General features: G+C 45.5%; 13 protein-coding genes and 1 other RNA gene. 4 read left to right on the forward strand and 10 right to left on the reverse strand.

What is annotated here, in order from left to right; genetic code table 11:
* Positions 1-153: 153 nt before the first annotated feature.
* Complete coding sequence (locus ACQW03_RS02425) at positions 154-1,434, reverse strand: DNA polymerase IV (protein ID WP_071640266.1); 1,281 nt, start codon at positions 1,432-1,434, stop codon at positions 154-156.
* Positions 1,435-1,727: 293 nt separating this feature from the next.
* Between ACQW03_RS02425 and cimA the strand changes: the two genes are divergently transcribed.
* Positions 1,728-3,344 (forward strand): citramalate synthase, encoded by a 1,617-nt coding sequence (gene cimA, locus ACQW03_RS02430; RefSeq protein WP_013309728.1) that lies wholly within the window; start codon positions 1,728-1,730, stop codon positions 3,342-3,344.
* Between the two features lie 38 nt (positions 3,345-3,382).
* On the opposite strand, the gene ACQW03_RS02435 is transcribed toward cimA, so the two are convergent.
* The 4 genes from ACQW03_RS02435 to ACQW03_RS02450 all read right to left on the reverse strand — a co-directional run bounded on the left by ACQW03_RS02435 (position 3,383) and on the right by ACQW03_RS02450 (position 7,465).
* Positions 3,383-4,027, reverse strand: a complete 645-nt coding sequence (locus ACQW03_RS02435; protein WP_441948101.1) for a TlpA family protein disulfide reductase — start codon at positions 4,025-4,027, stop codon at positions 3,383-3,385.
* A 169-nt stretch (positions 4,028-4,196) separates the two neighbouring features.
* A complete protein-coding gene (locus ACQW03_RS02440) occupies positions 4,197-4,934 on the reverse strand; it encodes an exonuclease domain-containing protein (RefSeq protein WP_441948103.1) in 738 nt (245 codons plus the stop codon).
* Entirely contained in the window at positions 4,931-6,013 is a 1,083-nt protein-coding gene (locus ACQW03_RS02445) for a DUF294 nucleotidyltransferase-like domain-containing protein (protein WP_441948105.1), read from the reverse strand. The genes ACQW03_RS02440 and ACQW03_RS02445 overlap by 4 nt, the downstream gene beginning before the upstream one ends.
* Before the next feature lie 48 nt (positions 6,014-6,061).
* Positions 6,062-7,465 (reverse strand): ammonium transporter, encoded by a 1,404-nt coding sequence (locus ACQW03_RS02450; protein ID WP_441948107.1) that lies wholly within the window; start codon positions 7,463-7,465, stop codon positions 6,062-6,064.
* Positions 7,466-7,760: 295 nt separating this feature from the next.
* Here ACQW03_RS02450 and ACQW03_RS02455 point away from each other — a divergent pair, with 295 nt between their 5' ends.
* Positions 7,761-8,192, forward strand: a complete 432-nt coding sequence (locus tag ACQW03_RS02455) for a MerR family transcriptional regulator (protein WP_049816952.1) — start codon at positions 7,761-7,763, stop codon at positions 8,190-8,192.
* A 40-nt stretch (positions 8,193-8,232) separates the two neighbouring features.
* Entirely contained in the window at positions 8,233-8,904 is a 672-nt protein-coding gene (locus ACQW03_RS02460) for a zinc metallopeptidase (protein WP_013309722.1), read from the forward strand.
* Positions 8,905-8,983: 79 nt separating this feature from the next.
* On the opposite strand, the gene ACQW03_RS02465 is transcribed toward ACQW03_RS02460, so the two are convergent.
* On the reverse strand, positions 8,984-9,922 hold the full coding sequence (locus tag ACQW03_RS02465; protein WP_071640258.1) for a LysR family transcriptional regulator: 939 nt from the start codon (positions 9,920-9,922) through the stop codon (positions 8,984-8,986).
* A gap of 97 nt (positions 9,923-10,019) precedes the next feature.
* Entirely contained in the window at positions 10,020-10,643 is a 624-nt protein-coding gene (locus ACQW03_RS02470) for a rhomboid family intramembrane serine protease (protein WP_071640256.1), read from the reverse strand.
* Between the two features lie 119 nt (positions 10,644-10,762).
* Here ACQW03_RS02470 and tpx point away from each other — a divergent pair, with 119 nt between their 5' ends.
* Positions 10,763-11,281: a thiol peroxidase gene (tpx, locus tag ACQW03_RS02475; protein ID WP_023988020.1), complete on the forward strand. Its 519-nt coding sequence runs from the start codon at positions 10,763-10,765 to the stop codon at positions 11,279-11,281.
* A gap of 92 nt (positions 11,282-11,373) precedes the next feature.
* On the opposite strand, the gene ACQW03_RS02480 is transcribed toward tpx, so the two are convergent.
* The 3 genes from ACQW03_RS02480 to ACQW03_RS02490 form a co-directional block, all read right to left on the reverse strand.
* Positions 11,374-11,766 (reverse strand): DUF1499 domain-containing protein, encoded by a 393-nt coding sequence (locus ACQW03_RS02480; protein ID WP_013309718.1) that lies wholly within the window; start codon positions 11,764-11,766, stop codon positions 11,374-11,376.
* Between the two features lie 211 nt (positions 11,767-11,977).
* Positions 11,978-12,172, reverse strand: a non-coding RNA gene (gene ssrS / locus ACQW03_RS02485) — 6S RNA.
* Between the two features lie 58 nt (positions 12,173-12,230).
* On the reverse strand, positions 12,231-12,992 hold the full coding sequence (locus ACQW03_RS02490; protein WP_071640254.1) for a YesL family protein: 762 nt from the start codon (positions 12,990-12,992) through the stop codon (positions 12,231-12,233).
* Positions 12,993-13,144: the final 152 nt, after the last annotated feature.

Here is a 13,144-nt window from a genome sequence, read left to right on the forward strand (position 1 = left end):
TCTTCCTCCTATACAATCAAACAAACCAGCTTTTACATTCTATTCACATATTAATACAAACCCAATATTATTACAAATTATTTTCCTTTATCCTTCGTGTAAAAAATGCTTATAACGTAAGCTTCTGATGCTTGCAATAATCTATCCAATAGCTCACTCCGGAGTTGGTAGATTGTCTTTTTGCAGCGAAGTTCCGCGCAGCTTGGAGTTGCGAAGAAGTACCGAAGGATCATCTCCCAGCATCCCAGCGGTCAAAATTGCATTTTCACCAAACTTGTCGCGCAGCGCATCCATCGTCTTCAATAAACTTTCTTTCTTAGGCTGATCCTGGTATTCAAATAAATCCATTTGAACGGCCGCTTCCTCCTTTGGAATGAGCTGCTGTAACGTAATCCCCAGTAAGCGCACAGGCTTATCTTCTCCCCAATGGCGACGATACAACGCACAAGCTTCCTTATATATGTCCTCTGCGCTTTCCGTAGGAGTGCTCCTGACTTGAGAACGCGTAAAGGTCTTCATATCCGGCGTCCGAATCGTCAATTGTATACCTCCTGCCAGCATACCGTGTCGTCGAAGCCGCCGGGCTACCTGATCACTAATGTTAAGAAGTACCCGTTGGGCTTCTTCCAGCTTTACCACATCCATAGGCAGGGTAGTCGTGTGACCAATGGACTTGTTTGGCTCCCGTTCAGCGCTGACTGGTGAATGGTTAATTCCGTTAGCGGCCAATTTTAACCACGAACCCGTCACACCAAATACGCCAACCAGCATATGCTCATCGGCCTTAGCCAGTTGCCCAATGGTACGAATATTCATTTGTAGAAGCTTATCTGCCGTTTTGCGGCCCACACCAAACAATTGACCACAAGGAAGATTCCACAAAATATTGGGTACATCACGCAAACGTAGAATAGATATCCCGCGTGGTTTTTTCAGATCAGAAGCCATTTTGGCCAGCAACTTGTTAGGAGCAACTCCAATTGAACAGGGCAGGCCCAGCTCGTCTTCTACTCTGCGCTGGATTTCCTCAGCAATTTCCATAGGTGTTCCAAACTGTTTGGATCCAGAAATATCCAGATAGCACTCATCAATTGAAGTCGCTTCAAGCATAGGCGTATACGAATATGCAATGCTCATAAATGCTTTGGAATACCGACGATACAAGTGAAAATCAGGCTGTATTACAATGAGCTGTGGACAGATCCGGCGAGCCTGCTGAACGACCATCCCTGTTGAAATGCCCAATCGTCGGGCTTCATAAGAGCAGGTTACAATTACACCTTTGCGCAGCTCACTACTGCCTGCCACCGCGGTAGGCAGTCCCTTATATTTCTCCGGCTCCTCCGCTGCATGAACGGAACAATAAAATGCATTCATATCCACATGTAGAATAACTCGCCCACCAGCCGGATAATAAGCACTGACATCTTTCATGCTCAACCCTTCTTTTTAACTGTAAATTCACCCGTCACCGCGGGAATATGTGTTTTGATTTTATACTTGAGACACCCTTAAATGCTATTTCTATTTTACATAAAAAATAAAGGTTTTGCGGCTAAAAATGATAATTATATATTACAATTGAAGTCATAAGTTGATATAATCGACTAACATACGAACACGACAAACTAACGCTTTCCTGTTTTTAAGCGTTAAACAACTAAATTAATGTGCTTAAAAAAGCAGAGCATCACCAATCTGAGCAATCCGCAAAGGAGGAGTCCCTCATGTCCACCGCTATTTCTATCTTTGACACAACGCTGCGAGACGGCACTCAAGGAGAAGGAATTAGCTTGTCTGCTGATGACAAATTGAAAATCGCCAAAAAACTCGATGATCTCGGTGTTCATTATATTGAAGGCGGGATTCCCGGAAGCAACAGCAAGGATATCGAATTTTTCAAACGGGTACAAGAGCTGGGCCTTCAGGCAAAGATTGTCGCCTTCGGTAGCACGCGCCGCAAAGATAGCATCGCAGCACAGGATGTCAATCTGCAACGAATTCTGGAATCCGGCGCTCAGGCTGCTACACTTGTGGGTAAATCATGGGATTTTCATGTGCACACCGCCTTACAGACGACACTGGAGGAAAATCTGTCTATGATTTACGACTCCATTGCCTTTTTAAAGCAAGGGGGCATGGAGGTTATTTTTGATGCCGAACATTTTTTCGACGGATATAAAAACAATCCCGAGTATGCAATGGCCGTTATGAAAAAAGCTGAAGAAGCAGGCGCTGATTGGCTCGTGATGTGCGATACAAACGGCGGTACCCTACCGCATGAGATTCAGGAAATTGTCACTATGCTGCAAAGCCAGATAACGAGGTCACAGTTGGGTATTCATACACACAATGACTGCGAATTGGCAGTAGCGAACTCTCTAAGTGCTGTACAAGCAGGCGCAAGGCAGGTTCAGGGTACCATCAACGGCTACGGTGAACGGTGTGGTAACGCAAACCTGTGCTCCGTCATTCCTAATTTGCAGCTCAAACTGGGCTACGACTGTCTAGATATTGAAAAGTTAAATCAACTCCACAATACAGCCCGCTTTGTCAGCGAAGTCGCCAACGTCAATATGCCTGTGAACCAGCCTTATGTTGGCAATGCAGCTTTTGCCCATAAGGGCGGCATCCACGTGTCAGCCATTCTGCGCGACTCGCGAACTTATGAGCACATCGCTCCTGAACTCGTGGGAAACAAACAGCGGGTTTTGGTCTCCGAACTGGCCGGGCAAAGCAACGTGGTATCCAAAGCGCAAGAGCTGGGCATCACCCTTGACCCATCCAGTGATGAGGCACGTGGCGTAATTAGCCGCATCAAGGAACTGGAGCATCAGGGATACCAGTTTGAAGGCGCGGATGCCTCGCTCGAACTGCTCATTCGTGAAGCAGGCGGTGAAGTGAAGGAAATGTTCTCTTTTGAGTCCTTCAAAGTGCTGGTAGAGAAAACAGCCGGCCGCCCGGTCGTATCCGAGGCATTCTTGAAACTGAATGTCGCAGGGACGAGTGTCTATACCGCAGCTGAAGGCAACGGTCCTGTCAACGCGCTCGATAACGCACTCCGCAAGGCTCTTTCTCAATATTTCCCTGCCTTGCGGGACATGCATTTGGCTGACTACAAGGTACGTGTGCTTGACGAAAAGGATGCCACTGCCGCCAAGGTACGTGTGCTCATTGAGTCTAAAAATTACGAGGACGTCTGGAGTAACGTAGGTGTATCCGAAAATGTAATTGAAGCCAGCTGGGAAGCTCTCTTGGACAGTTTCCGTTACGCATTGTTGGAAGCACCAACTCCAAAAAACGATCAGGCAGAGCTTACTCATCATGGATTAGTTAATCACTAATCAGGTGCTCGCATGAGCTATAAGGTGCCTTTGGCTGTCTACTCGGCTCCCAAAGACACCTTCTTTTTTTGAAGAGTTTCTATTTTGCGTTCCAACTCCTGCTCATCGAGCATGCCAATTATGATTTCGCGGACCTGTCCATGATGATCAACCAGTACATGGGTCGGAAAAGCCACCCCTCCAAATCGTTCAAACAATGCTCCTTGCTCATCAAGTAAAACGGGAAATTGGAGATCCAAAGAGCGGGAAAACTTCTGTACATCCTCCAATCGATCATAGCGAGTTACATTGATACCATAAACATCCACATCATCTTTGTACTTACTATACAACTCATTCAGCATAGGCGCTTCTAATCGGCACGGGTCGCACCACGAAGCCCAAAAGCTAATAACCAAAGCTTTATTGCCCGTGGCCCCTACATCGTAGGACTTGCCATTTAACCCCTTTAAAATCATAGAAGGAAGCCGTTGCCCAGGCTTTATCTTTTTCATTACCTCTACCGCATGTGTTTTAGCTTCTACCTCTTTCTCAGCTTCAAGTCTTTCTCTACCATATTCCTCTTTTAATGGTACATTTTTTAAGGACAGGCTTGCTGCATAAGTTGTGTTTGCAATAACTCCACATGAAGCCCCAATCACAACCAGCATAACCATCGCTCTGATGAAAAGAAATCTTTTCACGTCTTATCACCTGTCTTTCATCTAAATGACCCTTACCTTCTCATAGGATGCCCATACTGTTCCCACCTCTAACCTTCTAAATCTGAACTGGACGCAAAAAAACAGCAAACCCACGAAATCGCGAACTTGCTGTTTTTATGTGTATATGAATGCTATGCCTTGTACTGAATCAGGCATGACTTAGATGCGCGTAGACATCTGCCAAATTGGTCACGTTACGCTTCAGCATTTCCTGAACATACGCAACCCACAGCTTAGCCGTCATTTTCGCATCCTCTAACGCATGGTGCCGTCCTTCAATCGAAATGGATTGGTAGGCCAACAATTCATCCAAACTGTAGGTTTGATGTTGCTGTGGCTCGAGCCATTTGGCAAGCATCATCGTATCCAGAACACGATGAGTCAATTGGACTTTAGATGTTTTCCATAATGCAGCATTCAAAAAGGCCTTATCATGAGCGCTAGCATGTGCTACAAGTACTCGACCACCTACAAAGGACATAAAGTCGTGCAGTCCATTCATAAGTGGTGGAGCTTGATCCGTCATTTCCCGGGTAATCCCAGTTAGCTCGGTAATGTGCTCAGGAATCACAGTCCGTGGATTAACAAGCGTATAAAACTGCTCTTTTTCCATAATCCTGTCCCCGACAACCCGAATCGCCCCGAACGATAAAATCTCATCACCATGCTGTGCTGAAAATCCCGTTGTCTCCAGATCAAAAACTACCGTCTCCAAACGATCCAGCGGGGTCCGCAATACTTCAGAGCGCCGTTGCTCCCGGGTTAAGGAGCGAATAAACGCCATCTGCTGAGCCGTAGGAGCCCCCATTACAGACGCGATCGCAGACGGCACTCCTCCTCTGCGGAGAGCGCTCCAGAAGCCACTTCCCTGCGCTGGTTCCTTCATGACCTTCTCCCTTCCATAAATCGCAACTGCCTTTGCAACGCACGATGCAGCCGTCGTACCGTCGAAAGCGCCTCACGCAACTCATGCCAGCCTTTACCTTGTTTCAGCGGCTTTACAGCCAGGTAGCCATTGCTGACCAGCAACCCATTATTCTCCTTCACTGGCGTAGCCATTCGTAGCTGAAGCGCAATCCGAAAGGCTCGCTCGCAAGCATCGAGTAAAGGCAACGGTGCCGCTTCCAGCGATGCGAGACGACTGAGCCTTTTGAAGGTAGAGGTTTCCTCCACACCATGTTGCAATGCCAAAAAACGGACTGTGTTCACCAGCGGAATGTACAACCCGTATTTCACATCAAAATCGCCCGCATGCTCACCGAAGCGCTCAGTAACGATCTGACCTAAAATATTAAGTGTCGCTTTATGCCTCACTGTGTTCCTAAGTACCGCCGAGGGTAAATCAGGATGTTTTCGGAACAACTCATAAAAACTTCGTTTCCAGTTTGCAGATAATCGCTCATCTCCAGCGATATGCCTCATATCAGACGAGATAATCAGATAACGGATCGGCTCCCAAGCAAAATCATCCGACCATTTCGTTAGCTGTTTTTGCCATTCAGACAATGTTTGACGCCACAAGGGCTCCGAGCACATTACTTTCCCTTCACATTTGGGATATCCCAAATACTCTAACATCGCAGACACTCTGCGACCAAACTCTCTAAAATACAATTCTTTGTCAGCAGATATTGTGTCACTGATAATCATACCGTTATCCTGGTCACTCCACAGCGTCGATTCCGAGCGCCCCATGCTTCCGAAGGCTATAAATGCGTAAGGGACGGGAGGAGGCCCGAAGCCATCCTCAACCATCCCTTTTTCGCACATTTGTACAGCTCTGGCCGCGATGCGGTCATGCATTTCATTCGCCGTTCGTAACCAGTCTGATAACGGAGCGGAGGCTTGGGAAGCCAGCAGCCATTTTTGAGAGTCGACCCTGGCCTGCCTTAGCGATTCAGGTGTATCTGCATGATCAATCGCTTCGGCGGAACTCACCCAAGGGGCCATATTTTGCAGTTCCATACTTCCATCTCCTCCGCTCATCCATACTGGTTCTTTATATTTTACATATTAGTTCACAATTCCAGAACGCTTTTCAGCCTCGGCAACCAACTTCATTTGCTCAGGATAGCCGTACGTACCGTGTTCACTGATATCCAGTCCCATCGTTTCTTCCTCTTCCGTAACGCGAATACCCATAATCGCTTTCATCGCACCCAGAATAATGAAGGAAATGACGAACACGAAAGCCAAGGTGCCTATCAGTCCAAGCAGCTGTACCCCTAATTGTGTAAATCCACCACTATAGAACAGACCCGCTTGACCTACACCTGTTATTTTTACAAGCTCAGGAGTAGCGAAGAACCCTGTAGACACTGCGCCCCACATCCCTGCAACACCATGCACGGAGAAAGCATATACCGGGTCATCTACTCTTGCACGCTCGAACCATTGCGCTGTGAAGAAAGTGACGATCCCTGCAACTGCACCAATGACCAGTGCCGCCCAAGGTGCTACAAAGGCACAAGAACCAGTAATGGCAACCAAAGCCGCCAGCACACCGTTTAGCATAGCAGGAATATCTGCCTTTCCGTATACCATCCAGGATACGAGCAAAGCGAAAACCCCACCTGCCGCAGCAGCAATATTGGTAGTCAAGGCCACATATCCAAAGAATCCGTCATTCATAGCCGATACAGCACTACCTGGGTTAAATCCAAACCAACCAAACCAGAGAATAATAACACCCAAGATAGAGTACACCTGATTATGACCAGGGATAATGTTCGGCTTGCCATCTTTATTGAACTTGCCCAGACGCGGTTTGAGCAGCAGTGTAGCGACGAGTGCCGCCGTAGCGCCTGTCAAATGGACTACCGTCGAACCAGCATAATCCTGCATTCCCAACTTACCAAGCCATCCGCCGCCCCACACCCAGTGAGCTACAACCGGATAGATTACGATGGAGAATAAAATACCGAAGATAATGTATACACTTAATTTTGCACGCTCTGCCATCCCCCCGCATGCGATAGAAAGTGATACCGCAGCGAAAGCAAAGTGGAACAAAAACATAATTGTAATCGGAACATCCAAACCTGAAAGAGCATCAAACGATACTGCAGCATCTGTACCACTCATGAAGAAACCCGTCAGTCCCATAAATCCGTTGCCGCCATCATTACCAAAGCCGAATCCAAATCCAAGTGCCCAGAAGGACAAAGCAGCAACACCCGTGGTGAGAATCGTTTTACCAGCGACATGGCCCGCATTCTTCATTCGTGTCGAGCCTGCCTCCAGCAATGCAAATCCCGCTTGCATAAAAAATACAAGTATAAATGCCAAGAACGTAAAGGCCGTGTTTAGCCCAGCTTGAAGTTGAATATTTGTCGGACCGTCAGCAGCAAACGCACCTACCGGAAAAGCTAATACTGTCAGCATGGCCAATAATACAACTAACCACTTTTTTCTCATGAAGCCCACTCCCTCGAATGTTAAGTTTCTTTACATTTCGTGAAATTCTTATTGTCATTATAATCAGAATACATGAAAGTTGACAAGATTTTTTTTATTATGTTAAAAAAACGCGGTCTCAAACACTTCATGTCATATTTACTAACTGTAAAAGTAGCTTGTTTCTATCTAAAAAAAAGCATGACGTTTGACTGTATGGTTGCGAATCATGTAAAATATTCTTTATAAACACTCCGTTTGCAAATGCTAATATTGAAGGTTGAACGAAGAGCGCGAGGTGAAGACAGATGGGGATATGAAGCTGTATCGAATTGGTGAGCTAGCCAAGACGGCTGGTGTCAGCGAACGAACTATTGATTATTACACAAAGCTTGGTTTGATCACACCTGAAGAACGATCATTGAAAAATTATCGGCTCTATAATGATGAAACCTTAAACAGGCTTGAACGTATTAACCAAATGAAACAAGAGAAGTATAGCCTCGAGGAAATCAGACAAACACTGATTAAATGGAACTCGGTCGCAGGGGAAGAGCACGTCACTGACAAACTAACGAGTCTAGAGATGCACATGCAGCGTCTGGAACGTGAAGTCAATGAACTACAGCCTCTTCTGGGGCAGCTCAAGCCCGTTCAAGCGCGCAAATTGCTTACTGGTCTACTACCACAAAGCGCCGCTTGTATCGAAGCTCTGAAGTATCTGCTGGAGCATAGTTCTATGATGTAGATGCCCGGGCTAGTGATGAACAATAATGGAGGGTTGCTTTATGATGGGTATGTATATATTGATTATTCTTGCGTTCGGATTATCCTTATGGGCGCAATTCCGTGTAAAAGGTACTTTTAATAAATGGTCTGATGTCCCAAACGAAAATGGGTTGACCGGTTATGATGCAGCTCGGCACATGCTGGATCGCAATGGTTTGCATGATGTGCCTATTGAACCAGTACCTGGTGCTTTATCTGACCATTATGATCCAATACAAAGAGTCGTACGGCTGTCCGAGCCCGTTTATTATGAAAAATCCATTTCTGCAGTTGCCGTAGCTTGTCACGAGGTTGGTCATGCCATTCAGCATAAAGAGCATTATCCCATGCTGGCACTCCGTCACCGGATCTTTCCGATCGTAAACTTCGCTTCCGGGATTGCACCGTTTCTGCTGATTGCTGGTTTCTTATTCAGCTACACGAACCTGATTGGCTTGGGTATCATCTTTTTCTCAGCTACTGTTGCTTTTCAATTAATTACATTACCGGTTGAATTTAATGCTTCCAACCGTGCCCGAGAAATTATGGTTTCCGAAGGGTTTATCCGTAGTGACGAAGAACGGGGTATAGCCAAAGTATTAAATGCTGCTGCATTAACTTATGTGGCTGCTGCTCTCGTTTCCTTGCTGGAACTAATCCGCTTAATCGGTATCTTTAACAGCCGGGATTAATTGCTTGTATTACAAAAAAGGTTGTTCCTTCACCAAGAGGAACAACCTTTTTTCTTTATCTAAAACCAATCAGCTATACTCACTGCCCTAAATCCGCTTTAGCAATTCCATTCGGAATAGCAGCACTACCTTTAAGGCCAAAATATTGCAACAAAAAAGTTCGGAATGACTTTGCAACTAATGGTAATTTATCATCTCTGCGATGAATCAAGCCAATAGTACGCGTGACCTCTGGATCAACAATCGACACTCTTGCAGGTTGAAGCGGGTTGGTCTGAAACAACGCCATTTCAGGCAAAAGACTGACTCCCATACCAGCTGCAACTAATCCGCGAATCGTATCTGTCTCTTCACCTTCAAAAGCGATATCCGGCGTAAATCCTGCCTCCAGACAAGCCTGCCAGACAATCGGACGTAACGAATATCCATCTCTGAACAGGATGAATTTTTCTCCTTTAAGCTGACTCAGCGTGATGTGTTTGGCCGTAGCTAAAGGATGATTGGGCGGGAGAACAGCAAACAGCTCCTCGGTTAGTACCACGTCCCCCTCTACATGATCATGACGATCCGGAAAAGGAGATACAAAAGCCAAATCCACCTCCCCCGCTAACACATCACGAATTAAACTCGGGTACATCCCCTGTTTAAATCTGAATTTAACATTGGGATACCGCTTTCGGAATTCAGCCACCACTGTAGGAATAAGATGAATCCCCAAACTGTGCGGAAAACCGATGCGGATTTCGCCCCCCTCAGGATCCAAAAACTCATGAACTTCCAAAACAGCTCGCTCTAGATCTTTTATAATCGTCTCAACCCGTTTGCAAAATAGTTGTCCCACTGGCGTAAGCTGCAAATTGCGACCCTTTTGCATAAAAAGATTGACTCCCAGCTCCTCTTCAAGCTGATGAATTTGCCGACTTACCGCAGATTGCGCCACATGTAACTCCTCGGCTGCCTGAGTGACATGTTCTTTTTGCGCTACCTTCATGAAGTATTGCAACTGTCGTAATTCCACTCCGATATTCGCTCCAATCTGTTTTTCAACATCCGGAAGAAGACGTCAATCGAACATTATCCTCTTTCTTCCCTGCTAACTAACGGTAAAACTGTCTTTAGTGACGTTTGCGTTGGCCAGTCAATCTGATCATTAATCCATAAAGGAAAAACCCACTGAGCAATCCCCCGAAGTGAGCGGTCCAGTTAATATTCGCTACAGCGAAAGAAAACAGGATACCAAACCCAAGCAGCGTGTACAGCGTTTTGCGCGAGGCGTCATCCATCAATGACCGCTGGAACAGGGCAACGTATAGAAACGCTCCATAGATGCCATAAATCGCTCCTGAAGCTCCTACAGAGACTGTCGTTTCCGTCATCATATTGTAATGCGCGATGGACAGTATGTTCCCTACAATGCCCGTGACCAGATACAATAACACATAGCGGAAGGACCCCAGCAAACGCTCCAGCGGAGGAGCGAAGACGAGTATGGCGAAGGAATTGAACAGAAGATGATCAAACCCTGCATGTAAAAACATGGCTGATACATATCGCCACAGTTGATCAGTGAATGGCGCTTCATTAATCAAAGCTCCATATCGGATCAACGTCAAACTATTTTCCGATCCACCCTGTACGGTGAGTACAATAAACATCACAATATTAATGAGCAGAATCAGACAGGTTAATGGGTAAAACCGCAAATAACTTTTCCAGTTCTCATAACGTAAAAAAATCAAGGCAATCCTTCCTTCATGGGTGTCTCCACCTTATTCAAATTGGACAATGTCTTTTATAAAAGATTATAATAGATTTCGGCAACGATAACCAATGCTAAAAACCAAGGAGGCTATTACATATGGCACAAGAACGTACAGGAGCTGCTACTTTTAAAGGCAATCCTTTGACACTCTTAGGTCCTGAACTGAAGGTTGGAGATCAGGCACCTGATTTCAAATTACAGAAAAACCTGCTAGAAGCAGCTACGCTCCAAGACTTTGCAGGCAAAGTCAAATTGATCAGTGTTGTCCCTTCTTTGGATACAGGCGTGTGTGACGCACAGACTCGACGTTTTAACCAGGAAGCTGATTCCCTTGGGGATCAAGTCGTGGTGCTGACTGTCAGCGTCGATCTGCCTTTCGCTCAAGCTCGTTGGTGCGGTGCTGCCGGTATCGACCGCGTATTGACACTGTCCGACTATAAGGATCATTCCTTCGGCGAAGCTTATGGTGTATTCATCAAGGAATTCCATTTGGATCATAGAGCTATTTTTGTGATTGATCAAAATGACAAAATCGCTTACGTAGAATACTTGAGCGAAATGTCCGAACATCCTGACTATGACCAAGCGATTGCAGCAGTGAAAAAACTCGTCTAAATCAAGACTGAATATTAAAAAAGCGAGTGAAGGGTTGCCTTCCTCGCTTTTTTTGACGTTTGTCTGCCACATCACTGCTCACACATCTACAATTACTGCACGACCTTATGAGCGGACAGCTTCTTGTCAATCACAGCGAACAATTGCAAAATGATGCGGTAATTCGCGCCCAAGTCCCCTAGCGATCCGCGTGAAGCAGAATAAATATCCACCGCACTCCGAACTGGCGAGACGGACAATATAGAAACGGTAATGTCGACGGTTCTACCGAACGCCGTTCGCTTCTCTAACGTAATCTCACCTACAGATGCTACCTCATGGAGTACCTTGTAGCCAGGAATTTTTTTCAAAATAGATGATACTTCTTCCCAAGCCTTGTCTCTCGATAAGTTATAATAGCGTGTCTTCATTTGGGGGTCCTTGACCCGGTCGCTTGTACCTTCTTGGCTGCGCACAATCCCTACCAGAGTCCTCTTCAACGACAAGACATTTCCTCCTTCACGATAATCGTTGCCATAATGCAGCACATCGGTTTTTTTGCTGCAAGCGCTTTATAAAAACGTTAAACAACAAAAAGTTAACCGACCATACCTGTGGTATGCGACCTTAGTACCTCATGTCTTAGTTTAACATTGTTGCATACAAAAAACACCCTGTTTCTGCACGAAGCATAAACAGAGTGTATTCGTTATCTTTGGAGTACCCGCCGATGCCGTCCGACCATAGCGTCTTCTGAACCTGCTTTAGCAGGTGGGTGACCGCAGGATAAACTTTTGAAGTCCCCTTGTCAGGAATTGACAGGGCTTTTCAGCTGTTCATCCGTATAGATCTCCCTAGACATTGTCATTGGTTCAAAACAACAAATGACCGTAACGTGCATCGCAGGATGTGACCTTATTATAGCGCTTCTCACTCAGAAAGTAAATGCTAGGAGAAATATGTTTTATTTTTAGAGGTTATCACTTTTCTTGTCTTCAATGGTTGCCGTATCTTCATCTTTCTGCTTCATCTTTTCCATTTGATCCTGCATTTTGAGGAATGTTCCATAAAAATTAAAGAAAGCGAACCAGGCAACCACGCTGCCGATGAAGAATAGGAAAAGCACAGGATATTTGACTCCGATAAATATAACAACGGCGCTGCCGAGCATGGTGGAAAATACACGGAATGGTCGAATCAGCGTCAGTAAAACCGCATTTTTAATAATTTGTCCGGTAGACATATGATAATGAGCCACCATCGAAAAGAAGTTAAACATAGACACAAGCAAAATAATGATAAGAATAAGCATAATAACGCCCACGATTTGCAAGTTGCTGAGTTGTGTCATATATACGGTATAATCCACATACATGATGACAAACAACAATGTGTAAAAGATACCCCCGATCAGACTCTGCTTATAATTCTCTTTATACCCTTTAAAAAAGGTACGAAACACGCCCGTATCGGTATCCCCCATTACCCATTTGCGAACCACTGCGAACATAGCCGATGTGGCTGGAAATAAAGTAAGCGGTGCCAAAACAGCCATCGCCCAATTCATTTGTAAAGACTCATTAGCCAAATTCTGATTCATTACAAGTAGTTTCAGTATGAGGCAGAATACAAAAGGCGACGAACATAACACCCATAACAAATTTGTAGCCGCCAGTCTGGTAATCCACTCGGTCAGCCGGTAAATACCACCCATAGCTCCTTTAAACTCCAATGTCAGTCTCTCCCTCCGCAAGCCTTGGCAGTTCCAAGACTCATGCTGCTATGCCTATAAATTCCGGCTCTTGACTATATCATACCGTATTTCATCCCTAATACGCCAGAGAAATCAATACGTGACCCATTAAAGCAGATCGCTAAAAGGTT

Origin of the sequence: Paenibacillus sp. DRB1-1 (assembly GCF_052119485.1) — a bacterium.
Classification (GTDB): Bacteria; Bacillota; Bacilli; order Paenibacillales; family Paenibacillaceae; genus Paenibacillus; species Paenibacillus polymyxa_B.